The sequence below is a fragment of the Amycolatopsis sp. NPDC114503 genome (assembly GCF_055633655.1).
In genome coordinates, this window is record NZ_JBVKDT010000008.1 from 335,525 (window position 1) to 355,663 (window position 20,139).

At 68.6% G+C, this 20,139-nt stretch carries 21 protein-coding genes; 11 read left to right on the plus strand and 10 right to left on the minus strand.

All coding sequences use genetic code 11. From position 1 onward, the window contains the following. Nucleotides 1–268 precede the first annotated feature (268 nt). Nucleotides 269–1,327, minus strand: coding sequence for a chitinase (locus ACZ7OI_RS32520; RefSeq protein ID WP_470268057.1), 1,059 nt, complete (start codon nucleotides 1,325–1,327; stop codon nucleotides 269–271). Between the two features lie 186 nt (nucleotides 1,328–1,513). Continuing rightward, nucleotides 1,514–3,604 (minus strand): M4 family metallopeptidase, encoded by a 2,091-nt coding sequence (locus ACZ7OI_RS32525; RefSeq protein WP_470267904.1) that lies wholly within the window; start codon nucleotides 3,602–3,604, stop codon nucleotides 1,514–1,516. Between the two features lie 359 nt (nucleotides 3,605–3,963). Between ACZ7OI_RS32525 and ACZ7OI_RS32530 the strand changes: the two genes are divergently transcribed. After that, on the plus strand, nucleotides 3,964–4,749 hold the full coding sequence (locus ACZ7OI_RS32530) for an LOG family protein (protein ID WP_470232187.1): 786 nt from the start codon (nucleotides 3,964–3,966) through the stop codon (nucleotides 4,747–4,749). After that, on the plus strand, nucleotides 4,749–5,291 hold the full coding sequence (locus ACZ7OI_RS32535) for an LOG family protein (RefSeq protein WP_470267905.1): 543 nt from the start codon (nucleotides 4,749–4,751) through the stop codon (nucleotides 5,289–5,291). The genes ACZ7OI_RS32530 and ACZ7OI_RS32535 overlap by 1 nt, the downstream gene beginning before the upstream one ends. 4 nt (nucleotides 5,292–5,295) lie before the next feature. On the opposite strand, the gene ACZ7OI_RS32540 is transcribed toward ACZ7OI_RS32535, so the two are convergent. After that, nucleotides 5,296–5,970 (minus strand): lysophospholipid acyltransferase family protein, encoded by a 675-nt coding sequence (locus tag ACZ7OI_RS32540; RefSeq protein WP_470268058.1) that lies wholly within the window; start codon nucleotides 5,968–5,970, stop codon nucleotides 5,296–5,298. A gap of 54 nt (nucleotides 5,971–6,024) precedes the next feature. Here ACZ7OI_RS32540 and ACZ7OI_RS32545 point away from each other — a divergent pair, with 54 nt between their 5' ends. Further along, nucleotides 6,025–6,930, plus strand: coding sequence for a glucosyl-3-phosphoglycerate synthase (locus ACZ7OI_RS32545; protein ID WP_470267906.1), 906 nt, complete (start codon nucleotides 6,025–6,027; stop codon nucleotides 6,928–6,930). A gap of 95 nt (nucleotides 6,931–7,025) precedes the next feature. Then, on the plus strand, nucleotides 7,026–7,619 hold the full coding sequence (locus ACZ7OI_RS32550) for a hypothetical protein (protein ID WP_470267907.1): 594 nt from the start codon (nucleotides 7,026–7,028) through the stop codon (nucleotides 7,617–7,619). On the opposite strand, the gene cydC is transcribed toward ACZ7OI_RS32550, so the two are convergent. The 4 genes from cydC to ACZ7OI_RS32570 are packed head-to-tail and all read right to left on the minus strand — an operon-like array spanning nucleotide 7,603 to nucleotide 12,788. Next, entirely contained in the window at nucleotides 7,603–9,126 is a 1,524-nt protein-coding gene (cydC, locus tag ACZ7OI_RS32555) for a thiol reductant ABC exporter subunit CydC (protein WP_470267908.1), read from the minus strand. The two genes, ACZ7OI_RS32550 and cydC, sit on opposite strands and share 17 nt — an antisense overlap. Next, on the minus strand, nucleotides 9,123–10,622 hold the full coding sequence (cydD, locus tag ACZ7OI_RS32560) for a thiol reductant ABC exporter subunit CydD (RefSeq protein ID WP_470267909.1): 1,500 nt from the start codon (nucleotides 10,620–10,622) through the stop codon (nucleotides 9,123–9,125). The genes cydC and cydD overlap by 4 nt, the downstream gene beginning before the upstream one ends. Before the next feature lie 12 nt (nucleotides 10,623–10,634). Further along, nucleotides 10,635–11,624 carry a cytochrome d ubiquinol oxidase subunit II gene (locus tag ACZ7OI_RS32565; RefSeq protein WP_470267910.1) on the minus strand — a complete coding sequence of 330 codons (990 nt, stop codon included), beginning with the start codon at nucleotides 11,622–11,624 and terminating at the stop codon, nucleotides 10,635–10,637. Nucleotides 11,625–11,627: 3 nt separating this feature from the next. After that, entirely contained in the window at nucleotides 11,628–12,788 is a 1,161-nt protein-coding gene (locus ACZ7OI_RS32570; RefSeq protein WP_470267911.1) for a cytochrome ubiquinol oxidase subunit I, read from the minus strand. Nucleotides 12,789–12,928: 140 nt separating this feature from the next. Here ACZ7OI_RS32570 and ACZ7OI_RS32575 point away from each other — a divergent pair, with 140 nt between their 5' ends. From ACZ7OI_RS32575 to ACZ7OI_RS32595, 5 genes are read left to right on the plus strand one after another with little or no spacing between them, the layout of a single operon-like run. Continuing rightward, nucleotides 12,929–13,246 (plus strand): helix-turn-helix transcriptional regulator, encoded by a 318-nt coding sequence (locus ACZ7OI_RS32575; protein WP_344288659.1) that lies wholly within the window; start codon nucleotides 12,929–12,931, stop codon nucleotides 13,244–13,246. Further along, a complete protein-coding gene (locus tag ACZ7OI_RS32580) occupies nucleotides 13,243–13,941 on the plus strand; it encodes a permease prefix domain 1-containing protein (protein WP_470267912.1) in 699 nt (232 codons plus the stop codon). Before ACZ7OI_RS32575 ends, ACZ7OI_RS32580 begins: the two co-directional genes overlap by 4 nt. Next, nucleotides 13,938–14,267 (plus strand): DivIVA domain-containing protein, encoded by a 330-nt coding sequence (locus ACZ7OI_RS32585; protein WP_037815935.1) that lies wholly within the window; start codon nucleotides 13,938–13,940, stop codon nucleotides 14,265–14,267. Before ACZ7OI_RS32580 ends, ACZ7OI_RS32585 begins: the two co-directional genes overlap by 4 nt. Continuing rightward, nucleotides 14,260–14,715 carry an SRPBCC family protein gene (locus ACZ7OI_RS32590; RefSeq protein ID WP_470267913.1) on the plus strand — a complete coding sequence of 152 codons (456 nt, stop codon included), beginning with the start codon at nucleotides 14,260–14,262 and terminating at the stop codon, nucleotides 14,713–14,715. The genes ACZ7OI_RS32585 and ACZ7OI_RS32590 overlap by 8 nt, the downstream gene beginning before the upstream one ends. After that, nucleotides 14,712–15,275 carry a DNA-3-methyladenine glycosylase I gene (locus ACZ7OI_RS32595; RefSeq protein WP_470267914.1) on the plus strand — a complete coding sequence of 188 codons (564 nt, stop codon included), beginning with the start codon at nucleotides 14,712–14,714 and terminating at the stop codon, nucleotides 15,273–15,275. The genes ACZ7OI_RS32590 and ACZ7OI_RS32595 overlap by 4 nt, the downstream gene beginning before the upstream one ends. A 363-nt stretch (nucleotides 15,276–15,638) precedes the next feature. Here the strand turns inward: ACZ7OI_RS32595 and ACZ7OI_RS32600 are convergent, their stop codons facing one another. Continuing rightward, nucleotides 15,639–16,433, minus strand: coding sequence for an enoyl-CoA hydratase-related protein (locus tag ACZ7OI_RS32600; RefSeq protein ID WP_470267915.1), 795 nt, complete (start codon nucleotides 16,431–16,433; stop codon nucleotides 15,639–15,641). Nucleotides 16,434–16,635: 202 nt separating this feature from the next. On the opposite strand from ACZ7OI_RS32600, the gene ACZ7OI_RS32605 reads away from it, so the two are divergent. Then, a complete protein-coding gene (locus ACZ7OI_RS32605; RefSeq protein ID WP_005155393.1) occupies nucleotides 16,636–16,803 on the plus strand; it encodes a DUF3117 domain-containing protein in 168 nt (55 codons plus the stop codon). Between the two features lie 88 nt (nucleotides 16,804–16,891). Next, nucleotides 16,892–18,331 carry a leucyl aminopeptidase family protein gene (locus ACZ7OI_RS32610; protein ID WP_470267916.1) on the plus strand — a complete coding sequence of 480 codons (1,440 nt, stop codon included), beginning with the start codon at nucleotides 16,892–16,894 and terminating at the stop codon, nucleotides 18,329–18,331. A gap of 38 nt (nucleotides 18,332–18,369) precedes the next feature. Here ACZ7OI_RS32610 and map read toward each other — a convergent pair whose 3' ends face one another. Both map and ACZ7OI_RS32620 read right to left on the minus strand, forming a co-directional pair. Beyond that, nucleotides 18,370–19,158: a type I methionyl aminopeptidase gene (gene map, locus ACZ7OI_RS32615; protein WP_470267917.1), complete on the minus strand. Its 789-nt coding sequence runs from the start codon at nucleotides 19,156–19,158 to the stop codon at nucleotides 18,370–18,372. An 82-nt stretch (nucleotides 19,159–19,240) separates the two neighbouring features. Continuing rightward, on the minus strand, nucleotides 19,241–20,137 hold the full coding sequence (locus ACZ7OI_RS32620) for a LysR family transcriptional regulator (protein WP_470267918.1): 897 nt from the start codon (nucleotides 20,135–20,137) through the stop codon (nucleotides 19,241–19,243). Nucleotides 20,138–20,139: the final 2 nt, after the last annotated feature.

A 20,139-nucleotide genomic window follows, 5' to 3' on the forward strand; every position in this document is an offset into this window, starting at 1 on the left:
TCGCTTGCGTGGGGCACCCCGAAGCTTGATTGTGCAGGGAGGCTTCGTATCGGGGTGCGGGGGAGGGGCTGGGTGCCTCGCTGGTTTGGGGGCGTGGGTGCGGTTTTAGGGCTGTGAGGGGAACCCTGGGGGAATCAGATTCCTTCAGGGGTCCCCTCACGGAGGCTGGTTTGGGGGGAGGGCTGCTGGGGGAGTGTCCTGGCGGCCCGTTTTTTTGTGAGCTGAGGCCGGGGCGGCGCTTTGCGCAGCACCCCGGCCCACAGCGGTTTTAGCGGCCTTGCAGCGATTTGACGTTGTCGCCGAAGGTCCAACCCCTTGAGCCGTCCCAGTTGATTGACCAGTCCATGAGGCCTTTGAGGCCGGGGACGCTTTGGTAGGCCTGGGAGACCAGGCCGGGGTCCATGTAGCCGCCGCCTGCTCCTGGTTGGGCGGGGAGGCCGGGGACCTGCTTTTCCAGCGGCACCTGGATGGTGGTGCCTTGTACGGTGAGGCCCTTGTCCAGGCACTGGGTCTGCACGGTGAATCCTTGTACCGTTCCGGCTTCGTAGCTGTCGCCGGAGCAGCCGTACATGGAGCCGTTGTAGTACTGCATGTTCAGCCACCACAGCTGGCCGTTGTCGGCGTACTTCTTGATGATCGGCAGGTATGCGCCCCAGATCGAGCCGTAGGTGACCGAGCCGCCGGTGACGTACGCCGTTTCCGGTGCCATGGTCAGGCCGAAGCCGGAGGGCATTTGGGACAGCACGCCGTCGATGATGCGTTCCAGGTTTTGCTGCGAGGGGGACAGCGAATTGATGTCGCCGCTGCTGGACAAGCCCGTTTCGATGTCGATGTCGATTCCGTCGAAGTTGTACTTCTTCAGGATCGGCACGATGGTGCTGACGAACTTGTCGGCGACCGAGCTGGACGACAGGTCGATGCCTGCTGCTGCGCCGCCGATCGACATCAGGATGGTGGCGCCTGCGTCTTTGGCGGCGCACATCTCAGCGGGAGTGGAGACCTTGACGGTGGCGTCCATGCCGTCTTCCCATTGCACGGTGCCGTCGGAGAGGATCACCGGGAAGGCAGCATTAATCACGTTGTAGCCGTGTGCGGCCATGCTGGGGTCGTTGATCGGGACCCAGCCCATGCCGGGGTGGACGCCGTTCGAGGCTCCGTCCCAGTTTTCCCAGTAGCCTTGCAGCACCGAACCGGACGGTCTCGGTTTTACCGCGCAGGTGTCCGATTGCGGCGCGGCGGCCGCTGAGGCGGGGGCGACTCCCGCTAGCGGCAGTGCGAGCAGGGCCGCCACGGCGGTCCCGAACCAGCGCGATTTCCGTTCGAACATCACGGCTCCCGTCCCCGATAACGGTGTTGCCGCAACGGTAAGCGGCGGGCCGGGGGATGCCTACCCCCGATCGTATGGTCTAGACAAATTCAGGGCTGGTGGTCTGGACAAGCCCGAACAGAGACCAGCCGGGCACGAAGCGCCGTGCCCGGCTGGTCTTGGGGGGACTAGGGAGTGCTTACTGCGTCAGCAGGCCCCGCTGTCGGTCCAGACGGCCCAGGAACCGGGCGCACCCGGCTCAGCGCCGACGGAGTACCACGTCGAGGTCCACTTGTGGTTCTTGTACGAAACCACGTCGCCGGGGCCGTAGAAACCGTTCGAGTCCCACGCTGCCACGCCGCCGCAGCCGCCCGGGTTGCCGGAGCCCACGGTGAGCGTGAAGTCGGCGGTGTGGGTGGCGTTCGCGCCGGTGGCGGTGATCGTGACCTTGCTGGTGCCGTTGGCGGTGCTCGCCGTGGTGGCGATCGTCAGGGTCGCGGTGCCGCCGGACTGCACGGTGGCCGGGTTGAACGTCGCGGTCGCGCCCGAGGGCAGGCCGCTCGCGGTCAGCTTCACCGACTGCGCGTTGCCGTTGGTGATCTTGGTGGTCACCGTCGACGTGGCCGACTGTCCAGGCTGGACAGTCGCGGTCGAGGGCGAAAGGCTGACCGAGAAGTCGTTGCCCGCCGGCGGGTTGCCGGTGCAGGTGGCCTCACCGGAGACCGCGCCGACCGAAACCGCGTCCCACGCCGCCTTGGTGGCGTTGAACTCGGTGCAGCTGCCCGGGAACAGGTCGACCGCCGCCTGCAGGGTGGCCTTGCGGGCCGCCTTGTGGTTCCAGGACGAGGTCTTGTGCAGCAGGCCGTTGTAGAAGATCTTGCCGGCCTTCTGAATGCCGATGCCGGTGAGGCTGCTGTTGTTGCAGGTCGGGCTCGTCGGCTGGCCGTCCGTCGGCGAGGTGCCTTCGGAGAGCAGGTAGAACCAGTGGTTCTGCGGGCCCGCGGCGGCGTGCACCTCGGTGTTCGGGATCGACGACGAGTAGCAGTTCGGGTCGCCGACCCGGCTCGGGTCGTACATGTAGCGGATCGGGCCGTTGCCGACCAGGTTCACGCCCTCGCCGACGGTGAAGTCCGGGGTGTCGACCGGGTTGTTCGCGTAGAACTCGGTCAGCGCGCCGAAAATGTCGCCGGTGGACTCGTTGAGCCCGCCGTTCTCGTTGCCCGAACCCGCGCCGCCCGGCGTGTTCTGGAAGATGCCGTGGCCGAACTCGTGGCCGGCCACGTCCATCGTCGTCGCCTGGCGCTGGTTGTCCTGCGAGTGCCCGAAGTGGGTGGACGAACCGTCCCAGTAGGCGTTGACGTCGTTCAGGCCGACCGACGCCGGGAAACCGTTGCCGTTGCCGTCGATTCCGCTGCGGCCCAGCCAGTCCTTGAGCATGTTCCACTCGGTCTGCACCGTGTAGAGCACGTCGACGCAGCCGGTTTCGAGGTCCGTGCCGGACCCGTTGCCCCAGCTGTTGGTCGACTTGGTGAACACCGAGCCGCCCTCGCGGCCGCAGCTGATGCCGGGGCGGGTCGTGTCGCGCATGGAGTACGAGCTGCCGGAGCCGCTCGTGTCGATGCTGACCTTGCCGGCGTAGTAGCTGTTTCCGGTGCCCGCGACCATCGGCGCGGCGGCGTTCGAGCCGGTCTTCGCCGGGCTCTCGGCCTTAACGTCGTCGCGCTGGTCGAGGACCTTGCCGGTGGCGGCGTCGACGAAGACGTGCAGGTTGCTCGGGGCCTTCGCGGTGCGGCCCTTGACGACGACCTCGTAGGCCAGCTTCGGCTGTGCGCCGCCGAGAACGACCAGATCAGGCTTGCTCACCGTGCTCACGGTCGGCAGCTGACCGCGGGCGACCGAAGCCGCGCGCGCCGCGTCGACAGTGGGCGTGGTGCCCACGGTGATCGCCGCGCCGTCCGCGGAGTCGGTGCCGCGCACGCGACCCGCTCCGTCGGCGACGATCACCGCATCCCCGCCGACGACCCGCAGGCCGTCGTAGGTGCGCTCGTAGGAGTTGTAATACAGCCCGGCGTCGCCCAGGGTGGTGCTGACGCGGTGCAGGCTTTCGGACGAGCTCTTGCGGAGCCCGACCGCGCCTGCGGCGGCGGCCCGGTCGGCGGCCGCGATCGCGGTCGCCTGCGGGTCAGCGGTGGGGTGGGCGGGGGCCGCGGATGCCGGGATCACCGGCAGCGCGAGCAGGGAAAGGGCGAGACCGGCGACACTTGCGATGCCGGTAGCGAGCCCTCTTCTGGACGTCATCGACAGTCCTTTCGGGGTACACGATGGGGAAAAGCGCAACGCGTTGAGCTGGGCTGATCAGGCCGCGGACACCGTGAGTAAAAAAGCGCTCACGGGGGCGGTCAATGCGCTGAACGGACCAGCGGGACCCCTCGGGCGATCAGGACGATTCCCCTCAGGTGGCCTCGTAGCAGGGAAAACGCCGATTCGGGACGGGCCGGGCGACTTTCGTCGGTAGTTGCCGACAACCGGCCGTTGGTAGGAGGACCGGAACCCGCTGGTGGTCCGCTTTCCGGCGTTCAGCCGCGGGCAACCGACCCGTCACGCTCCGGTGCCTACGCGGGCGCCCGCCGCGCCCGATCGGCCCGTAGGCTTGGCTGGTGAGCGAACAGTCTGAATTTCCCGACGGCCAGTACCCCGAACGTCCGGTGGAGCGGCACAAGGGCCCGGTGGTGCTCCGGCGCGATCGGCGCGATCAGGGCAGCACCACCGACCAGCGGCTGCTCGATTCGCGGGGGCCGAGCGACTGGGTGCACACCGACCCGTGGCGCGTGCTGCGCATCCAGGCCGAGTTCGTCGAGGGGTTCGGCGCGCTTGCCGAGGTTCCGCGCGCGGTGACCGTGTTCGGCTCGGCTCGCACCAAGCGCGACAACCCGGAGTACGAACTGGGCCGCAAGATCGGCGCCGCGCTCGCCGACGCCGGGTTCGCGGTGATGACCGGTGGCGGCCCGGGCGCGATGGAAGCGGTGAACCGCGGCGCGAACGAGGCGGGCGGGTTCTCCGTCGGGCTGGGCATCGAGCTGCCGTTCGAGCAGGGCCTGAACCCGTGGGTCGACCTCGGCGTGAACTTCCGCTATTTCTTCGCGCGCAAGACCATGTTCGTCAAGTACTCGCAGGCGTTCATCTGCCTTCCCGGCGGATTCGGCACGCTCGACGAACTGTTCGAGGCGCTCACGCTGGTCCAGACCAAAAAGGTGACGAAGTTCCCGGTGGTGCTGTTCGGCACCGAATACTGGGGCGGGCTGTACGACTGGATCGCGAAATCGGTGCTGGGCGGCGGGAAAATCGGCGAGAAAGACCTGAACCTGCTGCACCTGACCGACGACATCGACGACGCGGTGCGCGTCGTGCAGGATTCTTACCAGGCTTGGGAGGACACGCACTGATGCGGATCTGTGTGTTCTGCGGTTCGGCGCAGGGGTTCTCGCCGGAGTACGCCGAAGCGGCGGCCGGCGTCGGAAAGCTGCTGGCGCAGCGGGGAATCGGCCTCGTCTACGGCGGCGCGAGCGTCGGCACCATGGGCGTGGTGGCCAATGCCGCGCTCGCCGCGGGCGGCGAAGTGATCGGCGTGATCCCGGAAGTGCTGTCGAACGTGGAAATCGCGCACGGCGGTCTCACCGAATTGCACGTGGTCGCCGACATGCACCAGCGCAAGGCGAAAATGGCCGCGCTGTCGGACGCTTTCGTCGCGTTGCCCGGCGGCGTCGGCACCCTCGAGGAATTGTTCGAGGTGTGGACGTGGGCGCAGCTCGGCATTCACCGCAAGCCGATCGGACTGCTCGACGTGGCCGGGTATTACTCGCCGCTGGTGGCGTTCGCCGATCAGATGCTGGAGAAGGGATTCCTGCGGCCGGAGACCCGGGAGCTGATCAGCGTCGCCTCCGACGCGGAAAAGCTGATCGACATCCTGGGCCGCTCGATCGGATAACGCGTCACGACGCTTTTTCGTCCGGCCGTTTGTGATAGGTGTCGACGTATTCCTGTCCGGACAGCTCGAGAATGGCGTACATGATCTCGTCGGTCACCGAGCGGCGGATCGCCGAGGACGAGTCCTGGCCCTCGTACCGCGAGAAGTCCAGCGGTTCGCCGAACCGGACCCGGATCTTGGCGGGCCGCGGGATTTTCGCGCCGTTCGGCTGAATGCCCTCGGTGCCGTACAGCGCGACAGGAACCACCTTCGCTCCGGTGGACAGCGCGAGCGCGGCGACGCCGGTGTGCCCGCGGTGCAGCCGTCCGTCGAGCGAGCGGGTGCCCTCCGGGTAGATCGCGAAGACGCCGCCGTCGGTGAGCACCTTGCGGCCCGCTTCGAGCGCGGCGAGCCCGGCCTGGGCGTTGCCGCGTTCGACCGGGATGTACCCGAGCGCGTCGAGCGATTTCGCGATGAACCGGCCCTTGATGCCCTTGCCGGTGAAGTACTCGGCCTTGCCGAGGAACCGGACCTGCCGCGGGGTGGTGAACGTGATCACACCGGTGTCCAGCGCCGCCCGGTGGTTGGAGGCGAGCAGGACCGGGCCGTCCTCGGGAATGTTCTCCACGCCCTCGACCCGGGGTCGGTAAAGCGCTCGGACCAGCGGTCCGAGCACGAAACGGACGAGCAGCGACAGCAAGGGTTCTCCCTCCGGAGGATCGGGCACCGGTTCCAGCATGGCACGATCGCCTCCATGAGCTGGTTTCACCGTCGCACCTGGCAGGAGCCCGGGTGGAGCGCCGCGGACATCCTCGCCGCCAAACGCGGCCGGACGGTGTCGGTCGTGCTGCCGGCGCTGGACGAGGAGGAGACGGTCGCCGCGGTGGTCGCGTCGGTGCGCCCGCTGCTCGGCGGGGTCGTCGACGAGCTGGTGGTCGTCGACTCCGGTTCCACGGACGCTACCGTCGAGGTCGCCGCGGCCGCCGGGGCTCGCGTGGTGCGCCGCGAGGACGTCTTGCCGGAGCTGACGCCGCGCCCCGGCAAGGGCGAGGTGCTGTGGCGCTCGCTCGCCGCGACGAACGGCGACGTGGTGGTGTTCCTCGACTCCGACCTGGTCGACCCGGACCCGGCGTTCGTGCCGTCGCTGCTCGGCCCGCTGCTCACCGAGGACGGCGTGCATCTGGTCAAGGGCTTCTACCGCCGCCCGCTGCGCCTGGAGAGCACCGGCGGCGGACGTGTCACGGAACTGCTGGCGCGACCGGTGCTGTCCGCGCTGCGTCCGGCGCTGGGCGAACTGGTGCAGCCGCTGGGCGGCGAGTACGCGGGCACGCGCGAGTTCCTGGAGTCGGTGCCGTTCGCCGGCGGGTACGGCGTGGAGATCGGCCTGCTGCTGGACGCCGAGGAGCGCTACGGTCTCGACGGCTTGGCGCAGGTCAACCTCGGCGTGCGCAAACACCGCAACCGGTCGCTGCTGCAGCTCGGGGTGATGGCCCGGCAGATCCTCGGCACGGCTTTGGCCCGCTGCGGGATGCCGAGCGCGGAGGCGGCGCGGTTCACGCAGTTCGTGCAGGTGTCCGGGGAGTGGGTGCCGGACGTGACGGAGGTGCCGGTGGTGGACCGGCCGCCGATGCGGGAGGTGCTGGCGGCCCGGCAGCCGTGACGTCTGTCCACATCGGACAGAGTGCGGGCTCTTCATCGAGATGTCATCGACGCGCGCTACGTTCCGGGGCCGATCCGTTTCGACTCGCGGGGGCGATGGACGTGTTCAAAGACCACCTGGATATCGGCACCTTGACCCGGCTGAAACGGCGTAATCTGCTCGCTCGGCAGCCGGATCGGAAGACCGTGCGGGTCTTCGCCGACGACGGCAGCCGGGACGGGTTCCCGGTCGGCTGGGCCGAACTGGCTCCGCATCCTTTCACGGGGCGCCCCGCGTGGCAGACGGTCTACCGCAGCGTGCCCGGCGACGACGACAGCTACTGGCGCGGGGGACTGGCCCGCCGGGCCGGCTACAAGCCGCTGGACCACGGGGGAAACGACGTGCTCCGACTGTCGATCGACGAGATCCTCTCGCTTGCCCGGTGGGGAGACGTGCTGGCGGCCCGCGAAGTCCGCGCCGGCCGGACCGGGACTTACACCGCCACGATGGACCCGGTGCAGGCCGAGTGGCTGGCCGGGCTCGACGCGCCGAAGGGGATCACTCATCTCGGCGGCGGACGGGTCCGGCTCACCAATGTCGTGATCGCGCTTTTCCGGGGTTCGCCGGAATCGCAGCCGCATGTCGACGCGAGGGACCAATTCCGCCTCGATCCGATGGACCCGCCGATTCAGCTCACCCGCCAACGGTGAGCGTGGCGGGCTGAGCTGCTGGCCGGCCGTCTTCCAGGGTGAGGACCTGGTCGAACCCGATTACGTGCTCCGGCCGGTGCGTCACCAGCACGACGGTTCCCTTCGCCTGCGCGAGAACCCGCGACAGGACTTCGTCGCCGTGCGCGGGGTCGAGGCCTTCCACCGGTTCGTCGAGGACCAGGACCGGCGGGGCGGCGAGTACGGCGCGGGCGAGGATCAGCCGCTGGCGTTGACCGCCGGAGAGCGCGTCGCCGTCTTGGCCGGTGTCTCGGTCCAGCGGGAGGTCGAAGCCCGCGGTTTCGCAGGCGGCGCGCAGGTCGTCGTCGGTGGCTTCCGGGTTGGCGAGCAGCAGGTTTTCGCGGACGGTCGTGGCGAAGACGTGCGCGTCGGAAAGGGCTCCGGAAATGACCGCGGGGTGTGGTCCGGCCACGGGTCGGCCGTCGACGGCGATCGTGCCGGACGTAGGGGAGACGAAACCGAGCAGGATGTGCAGCAGGGTCGTTTTGCCTGCTCCGGACGGGCCGAGGATGCCCAACCGGGTGCCGGGCGGCAGGTCGAGATCGATGCCTTCGAGCGCGGCGCGGCGGCCGAGATGGTGCACGCCGACGTTGGTCAGCCGGAGATGCCCTGGGCCCGGGGTGGGTTCCGGGGCAGGTGCTGGGGCGGCGAGGACGGCGCGTACTCGGCTCAGCGACGCCCGGATTTCGGGGATTCGTTCGGCGGCGGTGAGCAGCGGCAGGACCAACTCGAACAGTGCCATCGTGGTCAGGGTGAGGGCAGCGGTGACCGGAATGCTTGCTGGGCTGAGCAATGCGACTGCGGCGGTGGTCGCGAATTGCACGGCTGTTCCGGCGGTGGTGACCAGGGCTAGGCGGCGGCCGGTGCGGCGGGTATCCGCGGCTAGTTCCTGGATCACCTTGGTGGCGCGGTCCTTCTCGCGTTGCTCCCAGCCGTAGGCGATCAGTTCGTCGCGGCCGAGGACGAGTTCTACGGTGCGCTCGGCGAGTTCTTGCCGCCTCTCGGGTGTTTTTCCTCTGGGAAACATCAGGAGTCCTGTCGCGAGCAGTCCGATGAGGACAATCCCGGCGAGCGGAAGGCTTACCAGTCCGGCGAAAACAACCACTGCGAGACCGACGGTTCCCGCGACGACGGCCGGTAGCGCGAGCCGGAGGACGGCGTCCTGCACAGCGTCCACATCGGACACCAGGCGCGTGACCAGATCCGCGCCGGAGTGTTCGGCGACGCGGCGGGGGAGGAGCGCCTGGTAAACCCGCGTCCGCAGGCCGCCGAGGTAGCGGAGGACAACGTCATGTCCGGCAAGGCGTTCGGCGTACCGGAGTCCGCCGCGGGCCAGTGCGAAAACCCGCACGGCGACGATCGCGAGCGTGAGCGCGGCGAGCGGAGGTTGTTCGGCGGCGCGCATGAGCAGCCACGCCGCGGTGCCGGTCAATCCGAGCCCGGCGAGTTCGGCTCCGACGGCGAGCAGCGTCGCGCGGACGAGTTTCATACTGTCACCCCATGGTTGAGCTCGACTGTCCGCGACGCGAGCGCGGCCAGCGCCGGTCGGTGCGCGACCAGGACCGCGGTGCGTCCGGGCAACAGTTCCCGCGCGCCTGCCAGCACGGTTGCTTCGGTGCGCGCGTCGAGGCGGGCGGTGGGTTCGTCCAGCAGGACCAGTCCGGCGTCAGTGCGGGACAAGGTACGGGCCAGGCCGACGCGTTGGCGTTGCCCAGCGGACAGTCCGGCGCCCAGTTCGCCGATCTGTGTCGCGTAGCCGTCGGGGAGATCGGTCACGATGTCGTCGACCCGACGTCCGCCGGTGTTTTCCTTGAGAGTGCCGCGAAACAGGGTCGGACGTTGCGGCAGCCACGCGGTGTCGCGCAGCCAGGAGGAATGGTCGATGGCGCGCAGGTCGACGCCGTCGATCAAGATCCGGCCGGACGTCGGCTCGACGAAACCCAGCAGTACCGCGAGCAGGGTGGACTTGCCGGAGCCGCTCGGTCCGACTAGCGCGAGATGTTCGCCGGGGTGGATCTTGAGGTCTACTTCGGACAGTGCGCAGGTCTCGCCGTAATGCACGGAGACGCGATCGAACACCACTTCCGGCGGGCCGAGACGGCGTGCTTGGGTGCCGGATCGGCGGACAGCGGTTGGTACGTCGAGGATTTCCTTCAGGGCGGTGAGTCCTTCGGTGGCGGCGTGGAACTTCGCTCCGGCGGCACGCAGTGGCAGGTACGCCTCGGGAGCGAGGACGAGGATCAGCATCGCGGTGTGCGCGGTCATCGAACCGGACAGCAGCCGGAATCCGATCGGTACTGCGACGAGGGCGATCGACAAGGTGGCGACGAGTTCGAGAACCAGTGCGGAAAGAAAGGCGACTTTCAGTGTCCGGATAGTGGCGTCGGCGTGTGCGTCGGCCATCTCGCGCACGATGCGGGTCTGGGCTTGCGCGCGGCCGAACAGCTTGAGTGTCGGCAAACCTCGGACGACGTCGAGGAAATGTCCGCCCAGCCTGGTCAGGAGTGTCCATTGAGTACGTGCTCTGGTGTGCGCTCCGATTAGCGCGCCGAAGACCGGGATCAACGGAACAGTGGCAGTCACGAGCAATGCGGAGGTCAGATCAGCGGTGAAAAGCCTTGCCAGTACAGCGATCGGAACCAGCACCGACAGGATCATCGCGGGCAGGTAGCCGGTGAGGTAGGTTGCGGTGGCATCGACGCCTTTGGTGATTCGCGTGGCGGTCGCGCCGGGATCGCCGGTGGCGTCGAGTAATCGGCGACGCAGACCTGCTTGCGCCGAAGCTGTGAAACGGCTGGTGAGCAGGCCTTGCCCGACGGCGAGAAGGATTCGCGCTCCGACGGCGACGACCAGTACGACCGAAACGCAGCCGCCAGTGAGCAGGGTCGCCAGCCCGTCCGCCTGGACGAGCACGGTGACAGCGGTGACGATCCCCGGTACGGCGAGCGCCGCGAGGTAACCGCGGAGACCAGGCAGAGCAGGCATGGCGAGACTCCTTCAGAAGTGCAGCAACGATTTCTCGTCGACCGGACGCCGATGTGCCCGCCAGGTCAGCCACTGCACGGTGATCAATACGAGAAGCGCGGGCGCGGCGAACCAGCCGATCACCGCGGCCATGTCCGGTGTGGTGGCGGCCTGATCGACGGTCAGCTGGTAGCCCCTCGCGGAGGACAGGACGACCGGGAAGCGCAGCACGCCGACCAGCAACGCCGGGCAGGCGCTCAGAAGCATCACGGCGGGAAGTGCCAACCGTGGGCGGTTGAGTCCACAAAGGACTACGGCGTAAGCCGCGAAGGCGATGGCGACCACCGCCAGCGCGGCCCAGGAACCGTCGGAAACCGAGAAAGCGCCCCAGACCGTCGCTAGCACCAGGAAAACCCCAACCGGGGCCAGGAACGACCGAGTCAACCGCCGAACCCGGCCGGCGATCTCCGCCGGACCGCGCACCGCGAGGAAAACCAGCCCCTGCAAGCAGAACAGCGCGACAAACCCGAGCCCCCACAACACCGCGTACGGATTGAACAGCGCCAGAACGTCGTCAACCGGACGGCCTTGCGCGTCGAGCGGAAGCCCGCGCACGAGATTGCCGAGGAACAATCCCCACGAGATCGCCGTGACCAGCGCACCCGCGGTAATGGCGAACGTCCACCCGCGCCGGTTTCCCTCCGGATGCCGGCTCCGCAGCTGGACCGCCGCGGTGAACGTGACCAGTCCCAGCAGCAACACCACGACCAATACGTAAGCCCCGGCGAACACCCGCCCTTCCAGATGCGGGAACGCGCCGAACAACACCCCGACCGCCGCGATCAGCCACACCTCGTTGGCCAGGAAGAACGGACCGACCGCGCCGAGCACCCGCCGCTGTCCGGACTCGTCACGCGAGCGGGTCAGCGCGGGCAGCAGCATCCCGACGCCGTAGTCGTAGCCAGCCAGCGCGAAGTAGCCGCCCAGCAGCAAACCGAGCACACCCCACCAGATCGTCACCACGGGTCACACTCCACTCAGGACGGGAAGTTCGGTTTCCACCGCCGCGACAGCCGGGCCGCGTTTGGCGATCCGGGCGAGCAGCACCCAGTCGGCGATGGCCAGCACCACGAACAACAGCGTGAAAGCGATGAAGGAGAACAGGATCTGCCCGCCGCTGACCCCGGCGACGGCGTCCGCGGTGCGCAGCTTGCCCCACACGAGCCACGGCTGACGGCCGATCTCGCGGACCAGCCAGCCCAGGATCGCGGCGACGAACGGCAGCGCGATCGCGGGAACCATCAGATAGTGCAGGAGCCGCGCGCGGAAGAGCAGACCGCGGAACAACAGCAGGGTGCCGATCAGCGAGCAGGCCAGTGCGGCGAACCCGATCATGATCATGAGGCCGAGCGGCAGGCCGACGGCGGCTTCGCGGAGCTTCCCCTGCTGGTAGCCGGCCAGCTCGCCGAACTGCTCGAAGCCCTGGTTGATCGTAAGCACGCTGCCGATCAGCGACGTCACGACGCCGATGCGCAGCGACCGGCGGAAGAAGTCGATCTCGCTGGTGCGCTTGAGAAAGTGGTACGCGCTGACCCCGGTCACGAAGAACCCGCCGGTCAGCAGCGCGGCCCCGATGACGTGCGGCAGCGACGCGACCAATGCCGGATTGGTGAACAGCGCGCCGAAGTCGTCCAGGCGCAGCACGCCGTTCTCCATCCGCGAACCCACCGGGTTCTGCAGGAAGGAGTTGGCGACCATGATGAACAGCGCCGAGGCGTACGCGGTCAGCGCGACCAGCCACAGCACCGCGAGATGCAGCCACTTGTTCATCCGGCCGCGGCCGAAGATCCACAATCCGAGGAACGTCGATTCCAGGAAGAACGCCACCAGCGTCTCGATCGCGAGCGGCGCGCCGAAAACGTCCCCGGCGAACGCGGACAGTCCGGTCCAGGTCATCCCGAACTGGAATTCCATCACGATTCCGGTGACGATTCCGAGCGCGTAGTTGACCACGTACAGGCGGCCCCAGAACGCGGTCATCCGGTGCGACTGGTCGTCGCCGCGGAGGGTCGCGCGGGTCTGCATGATCGCCACCATGGTCACCAAACCCAAGGTGAGCAGCACAAACAGGAAGTGAAGCGAGGTGGTAGTCGCGAACTGGAGTCTCGCGATCGGCAGTGGGTCCATGCCGACGGATCCTATAGGTAGCGTGGCTACATGTAGCGGCAAAACCCATGAGATCGGGGTGATCTCAGGGTTTTTCCCGGACGAGTGCGCGGGCGGCGGAGATTAGCCTGCCAGGGTCAAGATGAGTAGACTGCCGACCTATGAAAGCGGATACGCTGCGCGGACACCTCGACGCGTTGCTGCTCGCCGTCCTCGACGGCCGCAAGCTGCACGGCTACGCGATCATCGAGGCGCTGTCGCTGCGCAGCGACGGGGCGCTCGACCTGCCCACCGGCACGGTGTACCCGGCGTTGCGCCGGCTCGAGCGCGCCGGCTGGCTGGCGAGTGAGTGGGACGTGGTGTCCGGCCGCAAACGGCGCACCTACCGGCTCACTCGCGCCGGGCAGCAGGCGCTGGCCGCGGAACGGTCGCAGTGGCGGGAGTTCACCACGGTGATCGGCGGGGTGCTGGAACCATGACCACGACAAGCCGGGCCACGACCAGCCCGATCGACGGCTACCTGGCGGAACTGGACCGAATGCTGGTCGGCCGCCGCGGCACGAAGGCGGACCTGCTCGCCGAAGCCCGCGACGGTCTGCGGGACGCGGCCGAGGCGTACCGCGAAGGCGGCTGGAGCGAGACGGAAGCGCAACGCCGCGCGGTAGCGGATTTCGGCCACGTCCGAGAGATCGCGGGTGACTACCAAGCGGAACTGAGCATGCACAACGGCGTACGAACGCTGTGGCTGCTCGTCCTCGGCGTGCCCGCGATGCAGGCGTCGTGGGAACTGGCACGCATCTTCACCTACGGTTCCTGGTCGCGGCTGACCACGCCGAACCCCGGCTGGTACCCGTACGTCACGCAGCTCACCCACGCCGCGCTCTACGCCGTGCCCGTGCTCGGCCTTCTCGCCCTGCTGAGCACGCGGTTGCTGAGCCGCCGGTTCGACGGCGTGCGCACGGCCAGGGTCTGCCGGGTGCTGGGCGCGATCGCGGTGGGCCTCAATCTGTTCTCGATCCTGCTGCTGATCGGAGCGACCGGAGTGGTCGACGCGGCGAGGCTGTTCCTCAGCGGCCCGTGCGGGCTTTTGATGGTCGCCTGGGTGGTCCTGTCCTTCCGACTTGTCGTGCTAGCGCGACGTTCCTGGGGACGGTGTGCCACGATCGTCGCGTGACGACCGCGCTGATCTACCTCGTAGTCATGCTGCTGGTGGCCGCCGTGGTGTTCCTCCTGGCCGCTGTGGTGTTCGGCCGGGGCGAGGAACTGGCGCCGCTGCCGCCGGGCAGCTCGCCCACCCGCCTGCCCGCCGAGGACATCACCGGCGAGGACGTCCGCCAGGTGCGCTTCCAGCTCGTGTTCCGCGGCTACAAGATGTCCGAAGTGGACTGGGTGCTGCGCAGGACCGGGGTAGAATTGGACGAACTGCGCGAACGGGTCGCCCGGCTGGAAGCCGCACAGCAACCGCGCGAGGCGGCGCACCGGAGGCCGACGGGTGAGTGACCTGGTGCTGTCGGTCGACGTCGCGGCACCGGCTGGCACGACCTGGCTCGCGCTCACCGACTGGGCCCGCCAAGGCGAGTGGATGCTCGGCACGCAGGTGCGGGTCATCGAAGGCAACGGCCGCAGTGTCGGCTCGAAGCTGTCGGCCTTCACCGGCTTCGGCGGCATCGGCTTCACCGACACCATGGAGATCACCACCTGGGAACCGCCGCTGCGCTGCACAGTGCGCCACCTGGGCAGCCTCGTGCAGGGAACCGGAGTCTTCCAAGTGCTGGCCAAGGGCGCCGGCCACTGCACCTTCGTGTGGGCCGAACACCTCAAGCTGCCGTTCGGCCTGCTAGGCCGCGCAGGCTGGCCCCTGGCACGCCCAGCGTTCGCGCTCGGGGTGCGGCATTCGCTGCGCCAGTTCGCGAGGTTCGCGGAGAACTATTCAATGGGGGAACAATGACGGACCTGTTGGGCGAGGATGGAATCGCCCGCTGCAGCTGGGGCAACTCAGCTCCCGACTACGCGGCGTACCACGACGAAGAGTGGGGCGTCCCGCTGCACGGCGAGGCTGAACTGTACGAACGCCTGTGCCTAGAGTCGTTCCAGTCCGGACTGTCCTGGATCACCATCCTGCGCAAACGCGAGAACTTCCGAAAAGCCTTCCGTGGCTTCGCCCCGGAGAAGGTCGCGCGCTTCAGCGAGAAGGACGTCGAACGCTTGATGCAAGACGCCGGCATCGTCCGCAACCGCGCGAAAATCGAAGCGGCAGTAAAGAACGCCCGCGCCGTGGCAGACCTGGACATCCCGCTGGACAAACTTCTGTGGTCCTTCGCCCCCGCGAAACACCGCCGCCCCCGCACCATGGCCGACGTCCCAGCGATCACCGACGAATCAAAGGCAATGGCGAAAGACCTGAAGAAACGCGGCTTCGCCTTCCTAGGCCCCACCACCTGCTACGCCCTCATGCAAGCCACCGGCATGGTCGACGACCACGTAAGGGGTTGCTTCCGCGCAGCCTGAAGTCCGTGAGGGGACCCCTGAAGGAATCAGATTCCCTCAGGGTTCCCTTCACAGCTTTTCAGTCACCCACCAACGCGACTCGCGTACGCAACTCGCCATGCACCCCCACATCCCAACCGCAGCCCGCGCACCCAAACCCACCAGCGCACCCAGACCTGGCCCTGCACCCCGATACGAAGCCTCCCTGCGGTCTGAGGGTGGTTGTCAAGGCATCTTTCCCGCCTTGACAACCACCCTCAGACCGTCAGCACACTCGGGCTTCGGGGTGCCCCACCGCCACCTTCTTTCAGCGGCTTCGCCGCTCATCTTTCAGCGGCTTCACCGCTCATCTTTCAGCGGCTTCACCGCTCACCCCGCCGCCACTCACTTCCCCTGAAACTCCGGCTTCCTCTTCCCCACAAACGCCTCCACCGCCTCCGCGTGATCCGCAGTGCCCCCCAACTCCGTCTGCGCCGCATCCTCAGCAGCCAGCGCCTCCTCCAGCGAAGACTCCGCCGCCACCCCCAGCACGCTCTTGATCTTCGCGTAAGCCACCGTCGGCCCACCCGCCAGCTTCGCGGCCACCTTCTGCGCCCGAGCGGCAAGCTCCTCGTCCGGCACGACCTCCCCGACGAGCCCGATCCGCAACGCCTCCGCCGAATCCACCGTCCGAGCCATCAACATCAACTCCGCCGCCCGGCCGTACCCGATCAACCGCTGCAACGTCCACGACGCCCCCGAGTCCGGCCCGAGCCCGACATTCGCGAACGCCATCAAGAACGAAGACGACTCGGCCGCGATCCGCAGGTCGCTCGCATACGCGAAGGCCGCGCCGGCACCGGCCGCGGTGCCGTTCACCGCCGCGATGACCGGCTTCGCCATCCCGGTGATCAGCTTGACGATCGGGTTGTAGTGGTCGCTGACCGTGTGCAGCGGGGCCGGGTCGTTCGCCTGCAGCAGGCCGACGTGCTCCTTGAGGTCCTGTCCGGCGCAGAACGCCTTGCCGGTCCCGGTGAGCACGACGGCGCGGACGTCCGGGTCCTCGGCGGCCGCGCGCAGCTCGGCGATCAGGCGCTCCTTGAGCTCGACGGTCAGCGAGTTGTACGCCTCCGGCCGGTTCAGGGTCAGGGTGCGCACGCCGTCGGCGTCGGCGGTCAACAGGACGTCGGATGTGGTCACGAAATGCTCCTCGGAAGCGGCGGTTCGGGTTCTCGGGACTGAGTCTCGCACCCTCGGCGGGCGGCATACCAGCACCGATGCGGCGGCAAATGATCGGTCCGCGTTCGCGCCCGGGCGCTGATGAGGGACAATGGGGGACGAGACCCGGCTGGCATGGGAGTGCGCGACCCGGGCGCGCCGGTTGAGACGGAGGGAGCACGCTATGGCGGCCATGAAGCCCCGGACCGGAGATGGTCCCCTCGAAGTGACCAAGGAGGGGCGGGGCCTCGTCATGCGGGTGCCACTGGAGGGTGGCGGCCGGCTGGTCGTCGAGCTCTCCGCGGAGGAAGCGAAGGACCTCGGCGCTGCGCTGCAGGAGGTCACTGGCTGACCTGCGCTCTCCCCGCTCTGTCCACTGTGCACCCCGGTCTCCTCTTGGAGGCCGGGGTCGGTTCGTCTGCGCCCTAAGGTTGCTCGCTGTGCGTAACTCGCTACCACCCGTTCCCACGAAGCTGCCCGAAATCGAGGTCGTCGCCGCGACGCGCCGCGGAGTCCCGCGAGCACTGCTGGTCGCGTCGGCCGAGGCGGAGGAAGGCGCAGCGTACGGGTCGAGCGGACGCACCGCCGAAGTACGCGAAGTGTCCGAAGACGGCGACGGTCCGCGTTGGGTCGCCGGTATCGGTGACGGCGCGCCGAAGGACTTTCGACGGACCGGTGCCGCGTTGGCGCGCGCCATGCGCGAAGCAGCCGAGAACCGTCCCATCCGGACAGTCCAGGTCGTACTGCCCGAAGACGCGACAGCGGAGCACGCCGCCGAATTCGCGGTTGGACTGTCGCTGGGCGGCTACCGGTTTGTGGTCACCACGACAGAGCCGAAGCCTCCCGTGCCCGCCGTACGCCTCGTTGTCGCGTATGAGCGCGCCGTGCCCGCGTACACGGACGCAGTCGCGCGCGTACGCATTCTCGCGGCGGCTGCTGCCTTTACGCGCGATCTCGCGAACACGCCGTCCAATGTGAAGAACCCGGCGTGGCTGGCGAACACCGCGGCGAAGGTGCTGGGCGGCACCGTCGACGTGACCGTGCGAGACGAGAAGTGGCTCGCCGACAAGGGGTTCGGCGGAGTTCTGGCGGTCGGTGGCGGTTCGGCTTCGCCGCCGCGCTTGATCGAAATGACCTACCGCCCGCGCGGCGCGACGAAGCACCTGCTGTTCGTCGGCAAGGGAATCACCTTCGACACCGGCGGCATCTCGCTGAAACCGGCCGACGGCATGCACCTGATGCGCACCGACATGGCGGGCGGCGCGGCCGTCATCGCCGCGATGCGCGCGATCGCCGAACTGAAGCTGCCGGTACGCGTCACCGCGCTGGTGCCCGCCGCGGAAAACCACGTCTCCGGCGGCTCGTACCGGCCGGGCGACATCGTGCGGCACTACGGCGGCCAGACCACCGAGGTCGGCAACACCGACGCCGAAGGCCGGATGGTGATGGCCGACGCGCTCGCGTACGGGATCGACCAGTTCAAACCGGACCTGATCGTCGACGCGGCCACGCTGACCGGCGCGATGAAGGTGTCGCTCGGCGTGCGCACCGGCGGCGTCTTCGCGACCGACGACGACCTCGCCGCGCGAGTGATCGAGGCTGGTGCCCGCGCTGGCGAGGCGTGGTGGCGGATGCCGCTGGTCGAGGACTACGCGACCGGCATCGAAGGCGAACTGGGCGACGTCCGGCAGGCCCCCGGCGGTCCCGGCGGGATCATGGCGGCGCTGTTCCTGCGCGAGTTCACGGCGGGGCTGCCGTGGGCGCACCTGGACATCGCGGGCCCGGCGCGCGCGGACAAGCCGTACGACGACGTGGTTCCGGGCGCGTCGGGGTTCGCGGCTCGGACGTTGGTGGAGTTCGCGGCTTCGTACGAGGGCTAACCGGTTTCTGCCGCGGCGGGTTCGCCGCGGCAGCCCGGCTAGTTCTTCCCCGCCAGCTCTTCCTCCCGGCGGGTAAGCACGATCGGCTCCCCGTCCGTGATCGCCACCGTGTGCTCGGAATGCGCGGTACGCGAGCCGTCGGCCGAGCGAATGGTCCAGCCGTCCGGGTCGTAGACGATCTTGTCCGTCGTGCGCGCCAGCCACGGTTCCAGCGCGAGTGTCAGGCCTGGCCGGAGTTTCATGCCCCGGCCCGCCTTGCCGCGGTTGGACACGTGCGGGTCGCCGTGCATGGTGCGGCCGATGCCGTGCCCGCCGAACTCGGTGTTGACCGGGTAGCCGTAACCGGTCGCGACCTCCTCGATCGCGGCCGAGATGTCGCCGAGCCGGTTGCCCGCGCGCGACGCCTTGATCGCGGCTTCGAGCGCTTCCTCGGTGGCCCGGATGATCCGCTGGTCCTCCTCGGCGGGCGTGCCGACGATGACCGTGCGCGCGGAGTCCGCCGCCCAGCCGTCGATGGTGACCGCGATGTCCGCGGTGAGCACGTCGCCGTCGCGGAGGGTGTAGTCGTGCGGCAGGCCGTGCAGGACGGCGTCGTTGACCGACAGGCAGATGACGTTGCGGAACGGGCCTTCGCCGAACGACGGCGCGTAATCCCAGTAGCACGAGACGGCCCCGCGCCGCTTGATCATGCCGCGCACGTGGTGCTCCAGGTCCATCAGGTTCACGCCGACGTCGGCGAGCTTGCCGACCTCGGTCAGCACCTCGGCGATGAACCGCCCGGTCACGTGCATGCGGTCGATCTCCGCAGGCGTCTTCAGCTCGATCACGACTACCTCGCGTCCTCAAGTTCCGGTATTTCTATACCGGAAACGGTAGCACGGTACCGGGATACAAATACCACCCTGGCCGCTAGTCCGTCCTGCCGAGCACGTGATCCCGGAACGCTTGAACGGCGGGCGAAAGCGGCTCCCCGGCCCGCCAGGCGAGCCCGATCGTCCGGTGGACCGGCGGATGCAGCGGCACCTCCGCGACACCTGCCGGCGAGCCGGGTTCGAAGCGCGGCAGGAGCGCGACGCCAAGGCCTGCGCCGACGAGTCCGCGGACAGTGTCGGATTCCTGGCCCTCGAACGCCACCTTCGGCGTGAAACCGGCGGCGGCGCAGAGGTCGTCGGTGATCCTTCGCAGGCCGTAGCCGGGCTCCAGAAGCACGAACGGCTCGTCGGCCAGTTCCGTCACGCGCACGCTTCGTCGTCCGGCCAGCCGGTGTCCGGCGGGAACCGACAGGTGGATCGGCTGCCGGTCGAGGACGACCGTCTCCAGCCGTTCGTCCTCGACGACCGGGGCGAGCAGGGCGAGATCGAGTTCGCCGGACACGAGCCGGTCGACCATGTCCTGCAACGAACCCTGCACGAGGGAGAACCGGGCGGTCGGGGCCTGTTCGCGATACGCGCGCAGCAATCCCGGCACCAGCGACCGGCCGAGCAGGTGCAGAAATCCGAGCACGACCCGGCCGCTCGCCGGTTCGATCTCCTCGCGGGCGAGGCGGACCCCGGCGTCGACCACCGGCAGCGCGCGTTCGGCCGCGTCAGCCAGCAGTTCGGCGGCGCGGGTGAGGCGGACGCCCCGGCCGTCGGGCACGGTCAGCGGCGCGCCGAGGGCGTGTCCCAGCGCGGCCAGCCGCCTGCTGACTGTGGGTTGCGGCACTCCGAGTAGCTCGGCCGTGCGGGTGACGTTTCCGGTGCTCCGCAGCGTGGCCAGCAGAGACAGGTGCGGGACGAGCTGCGCGGTGAGGCTCTCATTCGGCACGG